Source organism: Actinotalea sp. Marseille-Q4924, from assembly GCF_916618755.1.
Lineage (GTDB): Bacteria > Actinomycetota > Actinomycetes > Actinomycetales > Cellulomonadaceae > Actinotalea.
Window position 1 is genome coordinate 147436 of sequence record NZ_CAKAKB010000004.1, and the last position, 19875, is coordinate 167310.

At 75.4% G+C, this 19875-nt stretch carries 22 protein-coding genes; 15 read left to right on the top strand and 7 right to left on the bottom strand.

Going from position 1 to position 19875, the window contains the following annotated elements:
• Window positions 1–40: 40 nt before the first annotated feature.
• From folK to LG379_RS13480, 8 genes are all read left to right on the top strand, one after another.
• Window positions 41–1219, top strand: a complete 1179-nt coding sequence (folK, locus tag LG379_RS13445) for a 2-amino-4-hydroxy-6-hydroxymethyldihydropteridine diphosphokinase (protein WP_225755103.1) — start codon at window positions 41–43, stop codon at window positions 1217–1219.
• Window positions 1219–1707, top strand: a complete 489-nt coding sequence (locus tag LG379_RS13450; RefSeq protein WP_225755104.1) for a DUF3180 domain-containing protein — start codon at window positions 1219–1221, stop codon at window positions 1705–1707. The genes folK and LG379_RS13450 overlap by 1 nt, the downstream gene beginning before the upstream one ends.
• An 80-nt stretch (window positions 1708–1787) precedes the next feature.
• Window positions 1788–2276, top strand: a complete 489-nt coding sequence (locus LG379_RS13455) for a PH domain-containing protein (protein ID WP_225755105.1) — start codon at window positions 1788–1790, stop codon at window positions 2274–2276.
• A gap of 5 nt (window positions 2277–2281) precedes the next feature.
• A complete protein-coding gene (locus tag LG379_RS13460) occupies window positions 2282–3952 on the top strand; it encodes a PH domain-containing protein (RefSeq protein WP_225755106.1) in 1671 nt (556 codons plus the stop codon).
• The gene (locus tag LG379_RS13465; protein ID WP_225755107.1) at window positions 3949–4911 is read left to right on the top strand and encodes a Rossmann-like and DUF2520 domain-containing protein; all 963 of its coding nucleotides are present in this window, start codon (window positions 3949–3951) and stop codon (window positions 4909–4911) included. The genes LG379_RS13460 and LG379_RS13465 overlap by 4 nt, the downstream gene beginning before the upstream one ends.
• Window positions 4908–5891, top strand: a complete 984-nt coding sequence (gene panC, locus LG379_RS13470) for a pantoate--beta-alanine ligase (protein ID WP_225755108.1) — start codon at window positions 4908–4910, stop codon at window positions 5889–5891. Before LG379_RS13465 ends, panC begins: the two co-directional genes overlap by 4 nt.
• Window positions 5892–5941: 50 nt before the next feature.
• Window positions 5942–6373 (top strand): aspartate 1-decarboxylase, encoded by a 432-nt coding sequence (panD, locus tag LG379_RS13475; RefSeq protein WP_225755360.1) that lies wholly within the window; start codon window positions 5942–5944, stop codon window positions 6371–6373.
• Window positions 6370–8067, top strand: a complete 1698-nt coding sequence (locus tag LG379_RS13480; RefSeq protein ID WP_225755109.1) for an L-aspartate oxidase — start codon at window positions 6370–6372, stop codon at window positions 8065–8067. The genes panD and LG379_RS13480 overlap by 4 nt, the downstream gene beginning before the upstream one ends.
• A gap of 15 nt (window positions 8068–8082) precedes the next feature.
• Here LG379_RS13480 and LG379_RS13485 read toward each other — a convergent pair whose 3' ends face one another.
• The 4 genes from LG379_RS13485 to LG379_RS13500 form a co-directional block, all read right to left on the bottom strand.
• The gene (locus LG379_RS13485) at window positions 8083–8397 is read right to left on the bottom strand and encodes a rhodanese-like domain-containing protein (RefSeq protein ID WP_225755110.1); all 315 of its coding nucleotides are present in this window, start codon (window positions 8395–8397) and stop codon (window positions 8083–8085) included.
• A 26-nt stretch (window positions 8398–8423) separates the two neighbouring features.
• Window positions 8424–8561: a hypothetical protein gene (locus LG379_RS13490; protein ID WP_225755111.1), complete on the bottom strand. Its 138-nt coding sequence runs from the start codon at window positions 8559–8561 to the stop codon at window positions 8424–8426.
• A gap of 94 nt (window positions 8562–8655) precedes the next feature.
• Window positions 8656–8919 carry a metal-sensitive transcriptional regulator gene (locus LG379_RS13495; RefSeq protein WP_225755112.1) on the bottom strand — a complete coding sequence of 88 codons (264 nt, stop codon included), beginning with the start codon at window positions 8917–8919 and terminating at the stop codon, window positions 8656–8658.
• A 14-nt stretch (window positions 8920–8933) separates the two neighbouring features.
• Window positions 8934–9284 carry a rhodanese-like domain-containing protein gene (locus LG379_RS13500; RefSeq protein WP_225755113.1) on the bottom strand — a complete coding sequence of 117 codons (351 nt, stop codon included), beginning with the start codon at window positions 9282–9284 and terminating at the stop codon, window positions 8934–8936.
• Between the two features lie 102 nt (window positions 9285–9386).
• Between LG379_RS13500 and nadC the strand changes: the two genes are divergently transcribed.
• From nadC to LG379_RS13520, 4 genes are all read left to right on the top strand, one after another.
• Complete coding sequence (gene nadC / locus LG379_RS13505; protein ID WP_225755361.1) at window positions 9387–10298, top strand: carboxylating nicotinate-nucleotide diphosphorylase; 912 nt, start codon at window positions 9387–9389, stop codon at window positions 10296–10298.
• 117 nt (window positions 10299–10415) lie between these two features.
• On the top strand, window positions 10416–11876 hold the full coding sequence (gene lysS / locus LG379_RS13510) for a lysine--tRNA ligase (protein WP_225755362.1): 1461 nt from the start codon (window positions 10416–10418) through the stop codon (window positions 11874–11876).
• Between the two features lie 53 nt (window positions 11877–11929).
• Entirely contained in the window at window positions 11930–12121 is a 192-nt protein-coding gene (locus LG379_RS13515) for a hypothetical protein (protein WP_225755114.1), read from the top strand.
• Between the two features lie 229 nt (window positions 12122–12350).
• The gene (locus tag LG379_RS13520; RefSeq protein WP_225755115.1) at window positions 12351–12686 is read left to right on the top strand and encodes an Lsr2 family protein; all 336 of its coding nucleotides are present in this window, start codon (window positions 12351–12353) and stop codon (window positions 12684–12686) included.
• Between the two features lie 175 nt (window positions 12687–12861).
• Here LG379_RS13520 and xylB read toward each other — a convergent pair whose 3' ends face one another.
• Entirely contained in the window at window positions 12862–14325 is a 1464-nt protein-coding gene (gene xylB, locus LG379_RS13525) for a xylulokinase (RefSeq protein WP_225755116.1), read from the bottom strand.
• Between the two features lie 69 nt (window positions 14326–14394).
• Window positions 14395–15582: a xylose isomerase gene (gene xylA / locus LG379_RS13530; RefSeq protein WP_225755117.1), complete on the bottom strand. Its 1188-nt coding sequence runs from the start codon at window positions 15580–15582 to the stop codon at window positions 14395–14397.
• Between the two features lie 91 nt (window positions 15583–15673).
• On the opposite strand from xylA, the gene LG379_RS13535 reads away from it, so the two are divergent.
• The 3 genes from LG379_RS13535 to LG379_RS13545 all read left to right on the top strand — a co-directional run bounded on the left by LG379_RS13535 (window position 15674) and on the right by LG379_RS13545 (window position 19104).
• A complete protein-coding gene (locus LG379_RS13535) occupies window positions 15674–16867 on the top strand; it encodes an ROK family transcriptional regulator (RefSeq protein WP_225755118.1) in 1194 nt (397 codons plus the stop codon).
• Window positions 16868–16985: 118 nt separating this feature from the next.
• Entirely contained in the window at window positions 16986–18299 is a 1314-nt protein-coding gene (gene mshA / locus LG379_RS13540) for a D-inositol-3-phosphate glycosyltransferase (RefSeq protein WP_225755119.1), read from the top strand.
• Window positions 18300–18363: 64 nt separating this feature from the next.
• Window positions 18364–19104, top strand: a complete 741-nt coding sequence (locus LG379_RS13545) for a phosphoglyceromutase (RefSeq protein WP_225755120.1) — start codon at window positions 18364–18366, stop codon at window positions 19102–19104.
• A gap of 92 nt (window positions 19105–19196) precedes the next feature.
• Here LG379_RS13545 and phoU read toward each other — a convergent pair whose 3' ends face one another.
• Window positions 19197–19853, bottom strand: coding sequence for a phosphate signaling complex protein PhoU (gene phoU / locus LG379_RS13550; protein WP_225755121.1), 657 nt, complete (start codon window positions 19851–19853; stop codon window positions 19197–19199).
• Window positions 19854–19875: the final 22 nt, after the last annotated feature.

Consider the following 19875-nt stretch of genomic DNA (forward strand, 5'->3'; position numbering starts at 1 on the left):
CGGGAGCGCGATGGTGCGCAAGAACGGGTCGGGAGGACCGGTGCACGACGACGACACGGCCGCGACGTGGGAGAGCACCCCGACGGCGGACGCCGGCGCGTCCGGCGCCGCGGACCGGATCCGGATCAGCGGCATCACGGCGACCGGCCACCACGGGGTCTTCGAGCACGAGCGGCGCGACGGGCAGACGTTCGTCGCCGACGTCGTGCTGCACGTCGACACGCGCCCCGCGGCGGCGCAGGACCGGCTCGACCTGACGGTGGACTACGGCGCCGTCTCCTCCGCCGTCGCGGCCGTGCTCTCCGGCGACCCGGTGGACCTCATCGAGACCGTCGCCGAGCGGGTCGCCGCGGTCGTCCTCGAGCACGCCGGCGTGACCGCCGTCGACGTGGTGCTGCACAAGCCGCAGGCGCCGATCCCCGTGCCGTTCTCCGACGTCACGGTCGAGATCCACCGCGGCCGCGCACGGCCGCCCGTGGTGGGGCGGCGGGCCGGTCGCCACGCGGCCGGCGCGCCCGAGGACGGCACGACAGGCGACGTCGAGCGGGGCGGCGCGGCCCCCGAGCGCGGGCCCGACACCCCGGCCGCGGACGGACCCGGTCTCGTCGTGCTCGCGGACGTGCTCGCCGCCGTGGACGTGGCCTCGCTGCCGACGGTCCGGCAGGAGCCGGGGGACCACCTGGACGTGCCCCCCGCCGAGCCCGTCGACGTCGTCCTGGCGCTCGGCTCCAACCTCGGCGCCAGCGAGACGACGCTGCACGACGTGCTCCAGGACCTCGCCGCCCTCGAGGGGCTCGAGCTCACCGCGGTCTCGCCCCTCGTCAGGACCGCGCCCGTCGGCGGGCCGGACCAGCCGGACTACCTCAACGCCGTCGTCCTCGGGCGCACCACCCTGGCCCCGCGGGCGCTGCTGCGCGCGTGCCAGGCGATCGAGGCCGGGCACGGGCGCGAGCGGCTCGTGCGCTGGGGCCCCCGCACGGTGGACATCGACATCGTCCTGCACGGCAGGACCCTCGCGGTGACGGACGACCTGGAGCTGCCGCACCCGCGCGCGCACGAGCGGGCGTTCGTCCTCCAGCCGTGGGCCGAGGTCGACCCGGACGCCGTGCTGCCCGGCCTGGGCGGCGGGCCGGTGGCGCTGCTCGCGCGCACCGCCCCCGACCGCCAGGGGATCCGGTGGATGGCGCTGGACTGGTGGAACGCCCCGGAGGCCGGCTGATGCGCAGGACGCCCTGGACGCGCCTGCTGCTCGTCGCGCTCGTCACGGCGGCGCTCGCGCTGCTGGTGCTGCGGGTCGTGGAGAGCCGCGGCGGGACCGTGCTCGCGATCCCCGTCCTGTCGGCGGTCGTGGTGGCGCTGCTGGCCGCGGTCGTCCTGGTCCTCGGCTGGCAGGTCCGCCAGGTCCGCGAGGGGCGTCGCCGCGGGACGGACCCCATCGTCGCCGCGCGCACCGTCGTCCTCGCCACCGCGTCGGCCCACACCGGTGCGCTCCTCACCGGTTGGTACGCCGCCCACGCGCTGCTGGTCGTCGGCGACCTGGCCATCGACGCCCGCCGCGAGGTCGCGGTGTCGGCAGCGGTGGCCGGGGGCGGTGCCCTCCTGCTCGTCGTCGCCGGCCTCGTCGCCGAGCGGTGGTGCGAGATCCGGGACAGCGACGACGACGACGCGGACGGCCCGGACGGGACGGTGACCGAGGGCGCCGTCTGAGGGCGCGGTCCGAGGGCGCGCCCGACCCGGGGGTCGAGGGGACGGTCCGGGGCGCTGGTCCCCGGTGCAAGGATGGACGGATGAACGACGGTCCTTTCGACCCGCAGGGGGTCGTGTGGCAGCCGGTGTCGCCCCGGCTGACCACGGTGCGCCTCATCTCGACGGCGATCGGCCTCGCGGTGCCGTTGCTGATCACGCTCGCGATCGCGGTCCTCGCGCCGGTGACCTGGACCTGGGTGCTGCCGGCGGCCGTGGTCGCCGTCGGGCTGTGGGCCGCGGTGCTGGTGCCGCGGCAGGTCCGGGCGCTCGGCTACGCCGAGCGGGACGAGGACCTGCTCATCCGTCGCGGCATCCTCTTCCGGGCCCTCGTGGTGGTCCCGTACGGGCGCATGCAGCTCGTCGACGTCCAGGCCGGCCCGCTCGACCGGTGGGGCGGCATCGCGAAGCTCCAGCTGCACACCGCGGCGGCCTCGACCAACGCCGTGATCCCGGGACTGGCGCCCGAGGAGGCGGCGCGGCTGCGCGACCGTCTCGCGGCGCGCGGCGAGGCGCGGCTGGCGGGTCTGTGAGCGGCGTGGCCGGTCCCGCCCCGGTGGACGTGGGGACGGCGGGGGCCGACGACCAGCTGCGATGGCAGCGGTTCCACCCCGTGACACCCGTGGTCAAGGGCTGGAAGATCTTCGTCGTCCTGCTCTTCGTGGCCGGTCAGCAGGTGTCGGTCAACGTCACGTCGGCCCAGCGCGCCGTGGACGCCGTCGGCTGGTGGCCCGTCCTCGCCCTCATGGGCCTGGTGCTCCTCGCCGGCGTCGGGTACTCCGCGCTGGCGTGGCGGATGACGCGGTACGCCATCGGCGACGAGGCCGTCCACCTGCGCCAGGGCGTGCTGTTCCGCCAGCACCGGGCCGCACGGCTGGACCGGATCCAGGCGATCGACGTCGTCCAGCCGCTGCTCGCCCGCATCATGGGCCTGGCGGAGCTGAAGGTGGAGGTCGCGGGAGGGTCCGACTCCGGCGTCGCCCTGTCGTTCCTGCGCGAGAGCGAGGCGCAGGAGCTGCGCGCGGAGATCCTGGCGCGCGCGGCCGGGGTGCGCTTCGGACGCACCGGTGCCGGCGGTGAGGGTGCTGCCGGTGTCGATGGTGCCGGTGGTGACGCCCCCCGTGGCGGCGGGGGTGCGGGGGCGGCCCGGGTGCTCGCGCCCACCGCGCCGGAGCGCGAGCTCATCGCCGTGCCGCCGGGCCGGCTCGTCGCGTCGATCGTGCTCTCGGGCGCGGCGATCGCGGCGGCGGTCACGGTGGCGGCGGTCCTGGTCGTCGCCGTGGTGATGCGTGAGGTGGGGCCGGTGCTGGCCGCCTTCCCGGTGCTGCTGGCGAGCGTCGGCTACCTCGTGCAGCGCTTCAACAGCGAGTTCGGCTTCCGGGCGGCGCTCTCCCCGGACGGCATCCGGCTGCGGCACGGGTTCACCTCGGCGCGGGCGCAGACGCTGCCGCCCGGACGCGTCCAGGCGGTGAGCCTCGTCCAGCCCCTGCTCTGGCGCCGACGGGACTGGTGGCGGGTGCAGGTCAACGTCGCCGGCTACGCCGTGAGCGAGCAGCAGGACGAGAGCGTGCTGCTGCCCGTCGGCGACCGGGAGGACGCGCTCCTGGCGCTCTGGCTCGTCCTGCCGGACCTCGGGGCGTCCGACCCCCGGGCCGTGCTGGACCAGGCGCTGTCCGGGGACGGTGCCGACGGCGGCTTCGTCACGAGCCCCCGCCGCGCCCGGTGGCTGGACCCGCTGGCCTGGCGGCGCAACGGCTTCGCGCTCACGGAGCGCGCCCTGCTGGCGCGCAGCGGTCGCATCGTGCGTCGCCTGACCGTGGTCCCGCACGAGCGCACGCAGTCGCTCGGCCTCGTGCAGGGACCCTGGCAGCGTCGCCTCGGCCTCGCGTCGTTCGCGCTGCACTCCACGCCGGGACCCGTCTCTCCGCAGGTGCCGCACCTCGACCACGTCGTCGCGGGCGACCTCATGCTCGAGCAGGCCCACCGCGCGCGGACCGCCCGTGCCGCCGCGGGTCCCGAGCGCTGGATGGACCAGCTCCAGTCGGAGGCGGACCGTCAGCCCGCGGAGGTCCGCGAGGCGGTCGCCCTGGTGGCCGAGGACGCCGCGCGGCCGGCGCCGCCCGCGGACCCCTCCTCACCGGTCCCTCCGCCGTCGCCGTCGTCCATCCCGCCCTCCGACCCGCCGGGGCCACCGGCGCCGCCCTCGTGAGCTCGGCACCCGGCCGGCTCGGTGTCGGCGTCGTCGGTGCGGGGCGCGTCGGCGCGGTCCTCGGCAGCGCGCTGCGCGCCGCGGGGCACGCCGTCGTCGGCGCGAGCGGCATCTCGGCGGACAGCCGGGAGCGGATCGCGACCCTGCTGCCGGGTGTCGAGCACCTGGAGGTGCCGCAGGTCGTCGAGCGCGCGGAGCTCGTGCTGCTCACCGTGCCCGACGACGCCCTGCCGGACCTGGTGCGCGGGCTGGCGACCCTCGGCGCGTGGCAGCCGGGCCAGATCGTCGTGCACACCGCGGGCGCGCTCGGGACGGACGTCCTCGCCCCTGCGCGCGCGGCCGGGGCGATCCCGCTGGCTCTCCACCCGGCGATGACCTTCACGGGCACGTCGCTGGACCTCGGTCGCCTGGTCGGCTGCACGTTCGCCGTCACCGCGGCGGGGCCGGTGCTGCCCATCGGGCAGGCGCTCGTCGTCGAGGTGGGGGGCGAGCCGGTCGTCGTCGCGGAGGAGATGCGCCCGCTCTACCACGCGGCCCTCGCGCACGGCGCGAACCACCTCGTCGTGCTCGTCGCGCAGGCCGCCCAGGCCCTCGCCGCGGCCGGGGTCGAGGCGCCGGACCGCGTCCTCGGGCCGCTGCTCTCCGCCGCCCTGGACAGCGCGGTGCGGGGCTCGGGCACGGCCGGCGACGGCACCGCCGTAGGGTCGAGCGGCGTCTCGTCCCTCACCGGCCCGGTGGTGCGCGGGGACGCCGGCACGGTCGCCGCCCACCTGCGCGAGCTCGCGGCGTTGGCGGGGAGGGACGGCGCCGCCGCGGACCTGCCCGGCACCTACCGGGCCCTCGCCCGTGCGGCCACGGGTCGCTCCCTCACGGGGCACCGCATCACCACCCAGCAGGCCGAGCGGCTGCTCGACGTGCTCGCCGAGCCGCGGGCCGGCGGTCAGGAGGACCCGACATGAACGACAGCGCCGCCCCCGCCGCGCCCCCCGTGCCGACGGGCCCGCCCGGCGCCGCACCCAGCGCGCCCGTGCCGGGTGCCGCACCCACCGCGCCCCTGCTCGTCCGGACGCGGGCAGAGCTCGGCGCGGTCCTGGGCGCGCCGGGGGAGGGCCGCCGCCGCGCCGTCGTCATGACGATGGGCGCGCTCCACGAGGGGCACCTGGCGCTCGTGCGGCTCGCGCGGGCGCACGCCGACGAGGTCGTCGTGACGATCTTCGTCAACCCCCTGCAGTTCGGCCCCGCCGAGGACCTGGCGCGCTACCCCCGCGACCTCGACCGCGACGTCACCCTGCTGGCGGCCGAGGGCGTCGACGTCGTCTTCGCGCCGGACGTGCACGAGGTGTACCCCGACGGCGGGCCGGTCGTGCGCGTCAGCGCCGGGCCTCTCGGGGACCGGCTCGAGGGCGCCCACCGTCCCGGCCACTTCGACGGCGTGCTCACGGTGGTGCTCAAGCTGCTCCACCTCGTGCGGCCCGACGTCGCCGTGTTCGGCCAGAAGGACGCGCAGCAGATCATGGCGGTCCGGCGGATGGTCCGTGACCTGGACGTCCCCGTCGAGGTCCTCGCCGGACCCACCGTGCGCGACCCGGACGGGCTCGCGCTGTCCTCCCGCAACGCCTACCTCGGGCCGGCCGAGCGGGAGAGCGCGCTGGCGCTGTCCCGCTCGCTGCGCGACGCCCAGCGGGCCGTGGCGGACGCCGGCGCCGGCCCCGACGCGGTCCTGGCGGCCGCCCGGCGTGTGCTCGACGGCGAGCCGGGCGTGGTCGTCGACTACCTGGCGCTCGTCGACCCCGTCGACGCCCACGACGTCCCCGCGACGCACCGCGGCGAGGCCGTCCTCGTCCTGGCGGCGCGCGTCGGCAGCACGCGGCTCATCGACAACGCGGTCCTGCGCCTGGGCGAGGACCGGATCTCGGGACAGGACGGGACCGGACAGTGACGCAGCACGAGCCGAGGCAGCAGGGCCTCACCACCGGAGGGCTGCGACCCATGATGGTGGGGAAGATCCACCGCGCCACCGTCACGGCCGCCGACCTGCACTACGTGGGCTCGGTCACCGTGGACCTCGACCTGCTCGACGCCGCCGACATCCTCCCGGGCCAGCAGGTCGACGTCGTCGACGTCACCAACGGTGCCCGCCTGACGACCTACGCGCTGGCCGGGGAGCGCGGCTCCGGCGTCGTCTGCGTCAACGGCGCGGCCGCCCACCTCGTGCACCCCGGGGACGTCGTCATCCTCATCGCGTACGCCCTCCTGCCGGACGCCGAGGCGCGGGCGTACGCACCCCACGTCGTCCACGTCGACGCCGCGAACCGCCCCGTCGAGCAGGGTGCGGACCCGGGGGCGGCCGCGGACGGGGTGCCCTCCGGGGTGGCGTCCGACCGGCTCCTCACCTCCGCCCTGCCCTGGGGAGCACGGTGAGGCTGGCGCGGACGCTCGCCGCGCCGGCCCCGGGCTGGGTCGCCCGGGCCGACGTCGTCGTCGTCGGGTCCGGCATCGCCGGGCTGACGGCGGCCCTCCGCCTGCGCCGCCGGGTGGACCGCGTGCTGCTCGTGACCAAGGGCCGGCTCGCCTCCGGCTCGACCGTGTGGGCCCAGGGCGGGATCGCGGCCGCCCTCGACCCCGACGACTCGCCCGCCGCGCACCGCGCCGACACGCTCACGGCGGGCGTCGGGCTGTGCGACCCCACCGCCGTCGACGTGCTCGTCTCCGAGGGGCCTGTCCGCGTCCGGGAGCTGGTCGCGGCCGGCGCGCGGTTCGACACCGACCCCGACGGCCGCATCTCCCTGACCCGTGAGGGCGGGCACGGCGCGGACCGCATCGCGCACGCCGGCGGCGACGCCACGGGCGCGGAGATCTCCCGTGCCCTCCTCGCCCAGCTCGAGGCGGTCCGCACCGACCCGGGCATCGAGGTGATCGAGCACGCGCTGGTCCTGGACGTCCTCACCGCCGCGCCCGACGCGGACGGCCGCCCGGGCCCGGCGTGCGGGGTCACGCTGCACGTCATCGGTGAGGGCAGCCGAGACGGCGTCGGCGCGGCGCTGGGGCGTGCCGTCGTGCTGGCCACGGGCGGGATCGGCCAGGTGTACGCCTCCTCGACCAACCCCGCCCAGGCCACGGGCGACGGGCTCGCTGCGGCGCTGAGGGCGGGTGCCGCCGTCGCGGACGTCGAGTTCGTCCAGTTCCACCCGACGGTCCTGTGGCTCGGCGCGGGCGTCAAGGGGCAGCTCCCGCTCGTCTCGGAGGCGGTGCGGGGGGAGGGCGCCCTCCTGCTCGACACGGACGGCGTCCGCTTCATGCCCGCCCTGCACCCGATGGCCGAGCTCGCGCCGCGGGACGTCGTGGCCCACGCGATCGTCCGGCGCATGGCGGAGACCGGGGCGGACCACGTCTTCCTCGACGCGCGGCACCTCGGCCCGGACTTCCTGCGCGGGCGCTTCCCGACGATTCACGAGCGCCTGCTCACCGAGGGCATCGACCTCACGACCGACCTCGTGCCGGTCGCCCCTGCCCAGCACTACCACTCCGGCGGTGTGCTCACCGACCTCGACGGCCGCACGACGGTGCCCGGCCTCTACGCCGCGGGCGAGGTCGCCTGCACCGGGGTCCACGGCGCGAACCGGCTCGCGTCGAACTCGCTGCTGGAGGGCGTCGTCTTCGGGCACCGGGCGGCGGAGCGGATCGCCCGGCACGTCGTCGGAGTGCCGCAGCGCGACGCCGTCGACCGCCCGGGTGAGCCGGCACTCGTGGCGGCCACCGTCCGCCCGCGTGTCCAGCGGCTCGCGCAGTCCGGCCCCGGCGTCATCCGCAACGCCGCCGCGCTCGCGGGCGCCGCCCAGGGTCTCGCGGCCATCCCGACCCGCGCCGACGCCGTCCCGGGGGTGGTCGCCGCACCGCAGGTCGCCGAGTGGGAGACGACGAACCTCCACCAGGTCGCGGTGCTGCTCACCGACGCCGCGACGCGCCGCACCGAGTCCCGCGGCGGCCACTTCCGGGAGGACTTCCCCGCGGCCGACGACGCGGCGTGGTCCCGGCGGCTCGTCGGCACGCTCGACCCCGACGGCGCGCTCCGGTGGCGTGACGGACCGCTGACCTCCGCAGGCCCCTTCGACTGACGGGCCGACGGACCGTCAGGGGTGGTCGACGGGGAAGCCGTGCGCGCGCCACGCGCCGGTCCCGCCGGCCACGTTCGTCACGTCGTACCCCTGCTGGCCCAGCCACGCGGTCACCTGCGCCGAGCGCCCGCCCGACTCGCAGATGAGGAGCACCTCGCCGGGCAGCGTGGTGACCTCCTGCACGCGGTCGACGAGCTGCGACAGCGGGACGTTGCGCGCGCCGGGCACGTGGCCCGCCGCGAACTCGTGCTCCTCCCGGACGTCGACGACGGCGGGGGGCTGCGGGGCGGCGAGGCGCGCGGCGAGCGCGTGGACGTCGATCTCCTGCACGGTGGTGGCCTCCGAGGGTCGGTGCGTCAGCCGCGCTCGAGGACGAGGTCGGGCAGCGCGGCACGGAGGGTCAGCATGCCCCCCGACAGCATCGCGCTGTCCAGCCCGGCCTGGTCGAGCACGCGGTGGGCGAGGTAGGAGCGGAAGCCGCTCTGGCAGTGCACCCGGACGGGGCGCCTCTCTTCATGACGGTGTCCTTGGGGGTGGTGCCGGGCAGCGCGGCGCGGGGGGACCGTCGAGCGAGGGTCCGCCGAGCCGTCAGGCCAGCGAGAGGAAGAGCTTCTGGAGCTGGGCGCGGTTGGCCTCGGCGTCGTCGCCGCCCTCGCGGAGGCACTGCTCCAGCCCGGTGGCGATGATCGCGAAGCCGGCGCGGTCCAGCGCCTTGGACGCGGCCGAGAGCTGGGTCACGACGTCGGCGCAGTCGGCGCCCGACTCGAGCATCTTGATGACGCCGCTGAGCTGGCCGTTGGCCCGGCGCAGGCGGTTGATGACCGGGGTCATGTCCTCCGGGTCGAGCTGCATGGGGGCGTCCTCCGTCATCTCGTCACGCGCCCTCCGGCCGTCCGCCACGCGGCGAGCCCCCCGGAGAGGCTGGTGGCACGGTACCCCGCCGCGCGCAGCTGCGCGGCTGCACCGCGCGACCGCATGCCGGAGGCGCACATGACCACCACGGGGACGTCCTTCGGCAGGCGCCGCGACTCCGTCTGGAGCCGTCCGAGCGGGATGTGCCGCGCCTGCGGGGCGTGGCCGGTGCGCCACTCGTCCTTCTCCCGGACGTCGACGAGGACGGCGCCGTCGTCCAGCAGGTCGATCGCCCGGTCCACCCGCACCGTGTGAGGCAGGGCGTCGGGGTCGCGGTGCAGGAGGCGGTCGAGGAAGCCGGGCATCGGGGGTCCTTCCGGGGAGGGGGGAGCGGCGTCGGTGCAGGAAGCAACTATACCCCCTGGGGTATCAGTACGGCGACGGTCCCCTACGGTGTCGGGGTGGACATCGCCGCCTCCTCCTCCTCCCCGGGCGCTCGCCTCGACCCCGCCTGGACCGCGCGCACGGTACGGATCGCCCTCGACGAGGACCTGGGGCCGGCCCCGGGTCGGGACGTCACGACGCAGGCGACCGTCGACCCCGCCGAGACGGGCACCGCGCGCCTCGTCGCGCGCGCGGACGGCGTGGTGGCGGGCCTGCCCGTCGTCGCAGAGGTCCTCGCTCAGGTGGCCGAGCGGCTCGGTCTCGCGGTCCCGGAGGTGGAGCTCCGCGCCGACGACGGCGCCCGCGTCGCCCGCGGCGACGTGGTCGGGGTGCTGCGCGGTCCGGTGCAGGTGCTGCTCGTGGGCGAGCGCACCCTGCTCAACCTGGTCAGCCGCGCCTCCGGCGTCGCCACGCACACCCGCCGCTGGGCCGACGCCCTCGCGGGCACCGGCGCCCAGGTCCTCGACACGCGCAAGACGACGCCCGGCCTGCGCGAGCTGGAGAAGTACGCCGTGCGGTGCGGCGGCGGCACCAACAAGCGCATGGGGCTGCACGACGTCGCGATGGTCAAGGACAACCACGTCGTCGCGGCCGGGTCCGTCGCTGGCGCCGTTCAGGCCGTCCGGCGGATGTTCCCCGACGTCCCGGTCCAGGTGGAGGCCGACACGCTCGACCAGGCGCTCGAGGCGCTCGACGTGGGCGCCGACTTCCTCCTGCTCGACAACATGCCCCCGGAGCGTCTCCGGGAGGTCGTCCTGGCGGTGCGAGCCCGCGACGGCGGCGAGCGGGTCGAGCTCGAGGCGACGGGGAACCTCACCCTCGACCGGGCGGTGGAGGTCGCGTCGACCGGCGTCGACCACCTCTCCGTCGGCGCCCTGACGCACTCCTCGCCGATCCTCGACCTGGCCCTGGACCTGGTGGAGCGCGACGGCTGACCCGCCGCGCAGGGACGGGCCGCAGCGACCGGGCGCCGGTGCGCCCGCCGGTAAACTCGCGCGGTGACCACGGCCGAGAACACCCCGCTCCACATCGAGGACGACCTCCCCGAGCAGATGCGCGTCCGGCGGGAGAAGCGCGAGCGCATGCTCGCCGAGGGCCGCGAGGCCTTCCCCGTCGGTGTCCCGGTCACGCACACCGTCGCCCAGGTCCGTGCCGACCACGGTGACCTGGAGGCCGGTGAGGAGACGGACGTCGTCGTCGGCGTCGCGGGCCGGGTCATGTACCTCCGCAACACGGGCAGGCTGTGCTTCGCGACGATCCAGGACGGCGAGGGCAACCGGCTGCAGGTGATGCTCAGCCAGGCGGTCGTGGGCGAGGAGGCCCTGGACGCGTTCAAGGCGGACGTCGACCTCGGGGACCACCTCTTCGCCCACGGGACGGTCATCTCCTCGCGCCGCGGCGAGCTGAGCGTCTTCGCGGATGCCTGGCGCCTGGCCGCCAAGGCCCTGCGTCCGCTGCCCGTCCTGCACAAGGACCTCTCCGAGGAGGCCCGGGTCCGGCGGCGGTACGTCGACCTCATCGTCCGGCCGCAGGCGCGCGACACCGTGCGCCTGCGCGCCGCCGTCGTCCGCTCGCTGCGCGAGAACTTCCACCGCAGGGGCTACGTGGAGGTCGAGACGCCGATGCTGCAGGTGCAGCACGGCGGCGCCTCGGCCCGGCCGTTCTCGACCCACATGAACGCGTTCGACCTGGACCTGTTCCTGCGGATCGCGCCCGAGCTCTTCCTCAAGCGCGCCGTGGTCGGCGGCGTGGAGCGCGTCTTCGAGATCAACCGGAGCTTCCGGAACGAGGGCGCCGACTCCACGCACTCGCCGGAGTTCGCGACCCTCGAGGCGTACGAGGCCTACGGGGACTACGACACGATGGCTGCGCTCACGCGCGACCTGGTGCAGACGGCGGCGCTGGACGCCCTGGGCACGACCGCCGTCACGCTCGCCGACGGCACCGAGTACGAGCTCGGTGGGGAGTGGACCTCGTTGAGCCTGTACGGCTCGTTGTCCGAGGCGCTCGGTGAGGAGATCACGCCGCAGACCTCCGTCGAGCACCTCATGCCTCTCGCCGAGCAGTTCGACGTGCAGATCGACCCGCGCCGGATGAATCACGGCAAGCTCGTGGAGGAGCTGTGGGAGCACCACGTGGGCGACCACCTGCACGCGCCCACGTTCGTCCGCGACTTCCCGGTCGACACCAGTCCCCTCACGCGGGACCATCGCAGCATTCCGGGTGCGGTCGAGAAGTGGGACCTGTACATCCGCGGGATCGAGACCGCGACGGCGTACTCGGAGCTCGTCGACCCGGTCGTGCAGCGGGAACGGTTCGAGGCGCAGGCGCGGCTCGCGGCCGCAGGCGACGACGAGGCCATGCCCCTGGACGAGGACTTCCTCGAGGCGATGGAGCACGCGATGCCGCCGGCCGGTGGGATGGGCATGGGCGTCGACCGGCTCCTCATGGCGCTCACGGGGCTCAACATCCGCGAGACCATCCTGTTCCCGCTGGTCAAGCCGCTCGCCTGAGGAGCGGCGCGGGCGGGTGCCCCGCCGTGCGTGGGGCGCCGTACCATCGTCGGGTGGACGGGCTCTGGCAGGTGGTGGCGGCGCTGATCCCCTCGATCGGGGTGGGTCTGGTGTTCTGGTTCGTCATGCGTGCGGTCATCCACGCGGACCGGCGCGAGCGCCAGGCGATCGCCCGCCTGGAGGCCGAGGAATCCCGCAGCCGGCATTCCGGCGCCGTGGACGAGGCCGGTCGCGTCGAGCGCTGACTGCGCCTGCCGCCGCATCGCAGGGGCGTCGTGAGCGCCTTTCCGGTGCGCATTCGGGACAGCGTGTCCCGGTCCCGCAGGGTCGTTATCGCCGGCCTTGCGCGCGGACGGGGGATGCTTTTCCCAGCACAATGGGGAACGCCCTGTGCATTCCGGCGCCCGATGACGTGAATTCGCTGTATGGTGCGTTCGTCAGGACCGCTGGAAACGTCTGAAGGAAGTTGACCCCATGGCTCAGAAGAATGTCGTCATGCTCATCGACGACCTCGACGGTGGCGACGCCGACGAGACCGTCTCGTTCTCGCTCGACGGTGTGTCGTACGAGATCGACCTCAATGCGGAGAATGCCGCGAAGCTGCGCGACGCTTTCGCGTCCTGGGTCGGCCACGGCCGTCGGGTCGGCGGCCGCACGCGCAGCGCCGGGCGGCGTCCGGCCCGCTCGTCCGGTGGCGCCGGTGGGGGGAACAGCACGGAGATCCGCGAGTGGGCCCGGTCGAACGGCTACACGGTGAGCGACCGGGGTCGCATCCCGGCCGAGGTGAAGGCGGCGTTCGACAACCGCTGACCGCCGGTCGCGCTCCCGCGCGCACGAGGACGACGAGGCCCCGTCCGGTGGACGGGGCCTCGTCGCGTCCCTGGGCCCCGTCGGCTCCCTGCCGTCGGCGGAGCCGCGGGACGGGCCCGCGGTGCGGTCCCTGGTGCTCATCAGGACCGCGCCGCGGACCGGCTGGGGGGCGGGGTCAGGCGCCGGGCCGGGTGGCCGTCAGCTCCTGCACCGCCGCGTACTGCTCGCGCACCTGCGGTGCTGCGGGGGCGCTGAACACCTCCGTGCCGGACGCCGCCCACCGCGGTGCCTCGGCGGCCGGGTCCGTCGCGACCGCGAGCGTCCAGGCCGCCTGTCGCGCGGCGCCGTCGGCGACGTACTCGCCCGCCTCGGGGACCTCGACGTCCGTGCCGAGCACGGACGGTGCGATGCGCCGCACCGCCTCGGAGCGTGCGCCCCCGCCGATGAGGAGGACCCGCTCGACGTCGACGCCCTGGTCCCGCAGGGCGTCGAGGCCGTCCGCCAGCGCGCAGAGCATGCCCTCGACCGCGGCGCGGGCGAGGTGGGCCGGCGTGGTGTTCGCCAGGCGCAGGCCGTGCAGCGCGCCGGTCGCGTCGGGCCGGTTCGGGGTCCGCTCGCCCTCGAGGTAGGGCACCAGCACGAGGCCGTCGGCGCCGGCGGGTGCCGACAGCGCCAGGGCGCTGAGACCGGCGTGGTCGACGCCGAGGAGCCGTGCCGCCGCGTCGAGGACGCGGGACGCGTTGAGCGTGCACGCCAGGGGCAGGAAGGCACCGGAGGCGTCGGCGAAGCCGGTGACGAGCCCGGACGCGTCCGTGGTGGCCCGCCCGGTGACCGCCGAGACGACGCCGGAGGTGCCGATCGACAGGGCGACGTCGCCGGGCCGCATGCTCAGCGCCAGCGCGGCGCCGGCGTTGTCCCCGGCCCCGGGTCCCAGCAGTGCCTGCCCGCCGGCGAGCCGACCGGCCACCTCGGACGGCCCGAGGACCCGTGGCAGGACGACGTCGTCGCGCCCCAGCGCCAGGGCGAGGAGGTCGCGGCGGTAGTCCTCCGTCACGGGCGACCAGTAGCCGGTCCCCGAGGCGTCCGACCGGTCGGTCGTCAGCGCCGCGAGGTCACCGTCCTGCTCGCCCGCGGGGCCGTGGCCGGCCAGGCGCCACGTGAGCCAGTCGTGGGGGAGCGCGACGGCTGCCACGCGCGCCGCGTTCTCCGGCTCGGCGTCGCGCAGCCACCGCAGCTTCGTGACCGTGAACGAGGCGACCGGGACGGACCCGACGGCCTCGGCCCAGCGCGCCGCACCGGCGACCGCGTCACCGTCGCCGAGCTCGGTGACGAGGTCCGCCGCCGCCCCGGCGGATCGGGTGTCGTTCCAGAGGAGGGCCTCGCGGACGACCTCGCCCTGCGCGTCCAGCGCCACCATGCCGTGCTGCTGTCCGCCGACGGAGACGGCGGCGACGTCGTCGAGCCCGCCGGCGTCGGCGATCGCCTCCTGCAGCGCGTCCCACCAGTGGTGGGGGTGGACCTCGGTGCCGTCGGGGTGCGCCGCCCGGCCGGAGCGCACGAGCGCACCCGTCGCGGCGTCGCGGACGACGACCTTGCAGGACTGGGTGGACGAGTCCACACCGGCGACCAGAGGTGCCATGCGTTCTTCCTTCCGAGGCGACGGGCGCCGCTGCACCAGCGGCGCCCGTCGACGATCCTGCGTGGTGGGTCAGCGGGCGCCGAGCGCGTGCTCGAGGGCCAGCTGGTTGAGGCGGACGAAGCCGAAGCCGCGCTCGGCGACCGACTCGACGTCGAGGTCCTCGAACGCCGAGCGGTCGGCGAGCAGGTCCTCGAGCGTCTCGCCCTCGGCCAGGGTCGGCTGCGCGAGGTCGAGCACGCCGGCCGCCTCGAGCGCCTCCTGGACCTCGGGGTCCGCGCGGAAGGCGAGGGCGCGCTCCTTGAGCAGGAGGTAGGTCGACATGTTGGCCGCCGCGGAGTCCCACACGCCCTGCATGTCCTCGGTGCGCGAGGGCTTGTAGTCGAAGTGGATCGGGCCGGTGTACCGGGGCCCGCCGCTGGGGAAGCCGTTCTCGAGCAGGTCGACCGTCGCGAACGCGGAGAAGAGGTCGCCGTGGCCGAACACGAGGTCCTGGTCGTACTTGATGGACCGCTGGCCGTTGAGGTCGATGTGGAAGAGCTTCTCCGCCCACAGCGCCTGCGCGATGCCGGTGGTGAAGTTCAGCCCGGCCATCTGCTCGTGACCGACCTCGGGGTTGAGGCCGACGATGTCGCCGTTGTCGAGGCGGGCGATGAGCGCCAGGGCGTGGCCGACCGTCGGCAGGAGGATGTCGCCCCGCGGCTCGTTCGGCTTGGGCTCCAGCGCGATGCGCAGGTCGTAGCCCTTGCTCTTGATGTAGGCGGCGACGGTGTCGATGCCCTCCGCGTAGCGCTCGTGCGCGGCGTAGAGGTCCTTCGCGGCGTCGTACTCCGCGCCCTCGCGGCCGCCCCACATGACGAACGTCTTCGCGCCGAGGTCGGCGGCCAGGTCCACGTTGCGCAGGACCTTGCGCAGGCCGTAGCGCCGCACCCGGCGGTCGTTCGACGTGAACGCGCCGTCCTTGAAGATCGGGTGCGTGAAGGTGTTGGTCGTGACCATCTCGACCTCGATGCCGGTGTCCTTCAGGGCCTGGCGGAAGCGGTCGAGGATGCGGTCGCGCTCGGCGTCGTCGGAGCCGAACGGCACGACGTCGTCGTCGTGGAACGTGATGTACGCGGCGCCGAGCTCGGCGAGGCGGTGCACGGACTCGACCGGGTCGAGGTCCGGGCGCGTGGCGTCGCCGAACTGGTCGCGGGCGGACCATCCGACGGTCCACAGACCGAACGAGAACCTGTCCTCGGGGGTGGGCTGACGGACCATGGGGGCCTCCTCGTCGAGAGCGGCGTCACCGGGTCCCGGCGACATTTGTTGTGTGACTGAACTTATCGCGGCCGACGGGTAGGGTCAAGCCATGAGCACCTCCGCTGTGGCGCGACCCGCGCGCCAGGAGAGCCTGCGCCACCACAACCTCGGCCTCGTCCTGCGGCACGTCGTGGACGCGCCCCGGCCAGTCTCCCGAGCAGACGTCGCCGCGGCCACCGGGCTGACGCGGGCCACCGTGTCCGCGCTGGTGGACCGGCTGGTGGAGGCCAGGCTCGTTGCCGAGCTCCCGCCGGTCGCGGCGCAGCGGGCCGGTCGCCCGGCCGTCCCCCTCGTTCCGGCGTCGGGCGCCGTCGTCGGCGTGGGCCTCGAGGTCAACGTCGACTACCTCGGCGTGCGGGTCCTCGACCTCGCGGGCTCCGTGCTCGCCGAGGAGGTCCGTCACGCCGACTTCCGGCGCAGCGACCCCACCCGGGTGCTGGGCGCGCTCGCGGAGCTCGAGCGGGCCGTCGTCGGCCCGGTGCGCGCGGGTGGCGCGGTCGTCGCCGGCTCCGCCCTCGCCCTGCCCGGGCTCGTGGACCGCATCACCGGTCCGCTGCGCGTCGCGCCCAACCTCGGCTGGCGCGACGTCGACGTGCTGGCCCTGCTCGCCGGCCACCCCGCGTCCGACGGCGTCCTGGCGCCCTGGCTCGGGAACGAGGCGAACCTCGCCGCACGTGCCGAGGCCCGTGCGCGGCGGGAGACCGGCCCGCAGAGCTTCGTGTACGTGTCGGGCGAGGTGGGCATCGGCGCGGCCATCGTGCTCGACGGCGAGATCTTCCCCGGCCGGCACGGCTGGAGCGGCGAGATCGGCCACACGGTCGTCGACCTCACGGGCGGGGTCACGCTCGAGTCGCTCGCGGGTCAGGACGCGATCCTGGACCGCGCGGGCCTGCCCCGGGAAAGCCCCGTCCGGGCCCTGTGCGACGCCGCGGACGCAGGAGAGCCGCGCGCCCTGGAGGCGTTGGCCGTCGCCGGCCAGGCCCTGGGTGTGGCCCTCGCCAACGTCGTGAACATCGTCGACGTCGAGGAGGTCGTCCTCGGCGGGACGCACGCCGTGCTCGCGGCGCACCTGCGGGGCCCGGTCGAGGACGCGCTCGCACGGCACGTCATCGTCGCGCCGTGGGCCCCCGTCGAGGTGGTCGTGGCGCAGGCCGGGGCGTACCCGGCGCTCACCGGTGCGGCGCTCGCGGTCCTCCAGGCCGTCGTCGACGACCCGGTCGCCTCCGGCGTCGTCGTCGGCTGACGCGTCCGTTCGTCGCACCCGTCCCGGACCGGCAGAATCGACCGGGAATGCCCCGGCCGCCGACGGTGGTTCCCCTGGGGATGTGGCCACCCGTCGGCGCCCGCGGAGGAGGAGTGCAGTGAGCCTGGACCAGCCGCGCGTCGCGATGCTGTCCGTGCACACCTCGCCGCTGGACCAGCCGGGCGTCGGGGACGCCGGCGGCATGAACGTCTACATCACCGACCTGGCCCAGGCGCTCGCGCGACGCGGCGCGCAGGTCGAGATCTTCACGCGGGCGACGAGCTCGCGACAGCCCGAGGCCGTCCCGATGGCCGACGGCGTCCTGGTGCGGCACGTGCCCGCGGGACCGTACGAGGGGCTCGACAAGAACGAGCTGCCCGGGCAGCTGTGCGCCTTCGCCGCCGGCGTCCTGCGCGTCGAGGCCGCCCGCCGGCCCGGCTGGTACGACGTCGTGCACTCCCACTACTGGCTGTCGGGACAGGTCGGCTGGCTCGCCGCCGAGCGCTGGGACGTGCCGCTCGTCCACACCATGCACACGCTCGCCAAGGTGAAGAACGCCGCGCTCGCCCCCGGCGACCGGCCGGAGCCGCGCGGCCGGATCATCGGCGAGGAGCAGGTCGTCGCCGCCGCCGACGGCCTCGTCGCCAGCACGGCCGAGGAGGCGTCGGACCTCGTCCGCCTCTACGACGCCGACCCGGCGGACGTGCACGTCGTGGCGCCCGGCGTCGACCTCGAGCTGTTCCACCCCGACCTGGGCGAGCGGTCCAGCGGGGCGCCGTCGCGACTGCTCACCACCCGGGAGCTCGACGCCGCCCGCGCGCGGGCCCGCGTCGCGCTCGGCCTGCCGCTCGACGACGACGTCGTCCTCTTCGCCGGCCGGGTGCAGCCGCTCAAGGGGCCGGACGTGCTGGTGCGCGCCCTCGGCGAGCTGCGCTCCCGAGGAGGGCGTCTGCCGCGGCTCGTCGTCCTCGGCGGGCCCAGCGGCAACCCGGCCGCCCTGGACGACCTGCGCGCGCTGGCCGCGGACCTCGGCGTCGCCGACCGCGTCGACTTCCGGCCCCCGGTCGTCCGCGCCCGTCTGGCCCGCTGGTACCGGGCCGCGGACCTTGTCGCCGTCCCGTCCCGCAGCGAGTCGTTCGGGCTGGTCGCGGCCGAGGCCCAGGCGTGCGGCACCCCGGTGGTCGCGGCCGCCGTCGGTGGCCTGCGCACCGTCGTGGTCGACGGCGTGACCGGCGCGCTCGTGCCCGGCCACGACCCGCGGCAGTGGGCGTCGGCGCTCGCGGGCCTGCTGGGCGACCAGGGGCGTCGGGCCGCGCTCGGCGTCGGGGCGGCGCACCACGCGCGTCGGCTCGGGTGGGAGTCCGCCGCCGAGGCCGTCGTCGGCGTGTACGACCTCTGCCGCCGCCGGACGCCGTCCCGCGCCACCGCCTGAGCGGCCCCGCTCCCGCGCGGGACGTCCCGGGAGCGGCCCGGGACCATGCGGCAGGATGGCCACCATGACCTACACCCTCGTGCTGCTCCGCCACGGCGAGAGCGAGTGGAACGCCAAGAACCTGTTCACCGGCTGGGTGGACGTCGCGCTGTCCGAGAAGGGCGTCGAGGAGGCCGAGCGCGGCGGCACGCTCATGACCGACGCCGGCGTGCTCCCCGACGTCGTGCACACCTCGCTGCTGCGCCGCGCGATCACCACCGCGAACCTGGCCCTCGACGTGGCCGACCGCCACTGGATCCCCGTCCGCCGCCACTGGCGCCTCAACGAGCGCCACTACGGCGCGCTCCAGGGCAAGGACAAGAAGCAGACGCTCGCGGAGTTCGGCGAGGAGCAGTTCATGCTCTGGCGCCGCTCCTACGACGTGCCACCGCCGGAGATCGAGCTCGGCTCGGAGTTCTCCCAGGACGCCGACCCCCGTTACGCCGACGCCCCGGTCGTGCGGACCGAGTGCCTCAAGGACGTCCTCGAGCGCGCCCTGCCGTACTGGGACAGCGACATCGTGCCGGACCTGCGGTCCGGGAAGACGGTGCTCGTCGCGGCCCACGGCAACTCGCTGCGCGCGATCATCAAGTACCTCGACGACATCGACGACGAGACGATCGCGGGCCTCAACGTGCCGACCGGCATCCCGCTCCTCTACGAGCTGGACGAGGAGACGCTGAAGCCGGTGACCACCGGTGGGCGCTACCTCGACCCGGACGCCGCGGCCGAGGCCATCAAGGCGGTCGCCAACCAGGGGCGCTGACCCACGACGACGACGCCCGCCGGCCCCTGAGGGACGGCGGGCGTCGTCGTCGGTTGCTCGGGCGGGCCCGGGTCCGGGCCCTTCCGCAGGGGTCAGGGACCGCCGTGCTCGTCCAGCTCGCCGGTGACGAGGTAGACGATGCGCCGTGCGACCGAGACGCCGTGGTCGCCGAAGCGCTCGTAGTAGCGGCCCAGCAGGGTGACGTCGACGACCTGCTGCGGCGTGAGGGTGAGATCGCCGCCGAGCGTCGCGGTGAACGTGGAGTGGTGGAGGCGGTCCAGGAGGTCGTCGTCCCGCTCGATCTCCTCGGCCAGCTCCAGGTCGTGCGAGCCGAGCACCGTCGTGACGCGCTGCGCGACGCGGACCGCGCTCTCGTGCATCTGCCGGAACAGCGGCTCGATCTCCGCGGGCATCGCGCGACCCGGGTAGCGCAGCCGGGCCACCTCGGCGACGTGCCGGGCGAGGTCGCCCATGCGCTCGAGCGACGCGCTCATCCGCAGGGCGGTCACGACGATGCGCAGGTCCCGGGCGACCGGCTGCTGCTGGGCCAGGAGCGCCACGCACCGCTCGTCCAGGTCCCGCTCGATCGCGTCGATCGTGCTGTCGTCCGCGATGACGTTCTCCGCCAGCGCCACGTCCCCCTCGAGGAGTGCCGTGCCCGCCGACGTGATCGCCGACTCGACCAGTCGGCTCATGGCCTGGAGGTCCTCGCCGAGCTGGGTGAGCTCGGCCGTGAAGATGTCCCGCATCAGTTCCCTCTCGTCGCAGTGC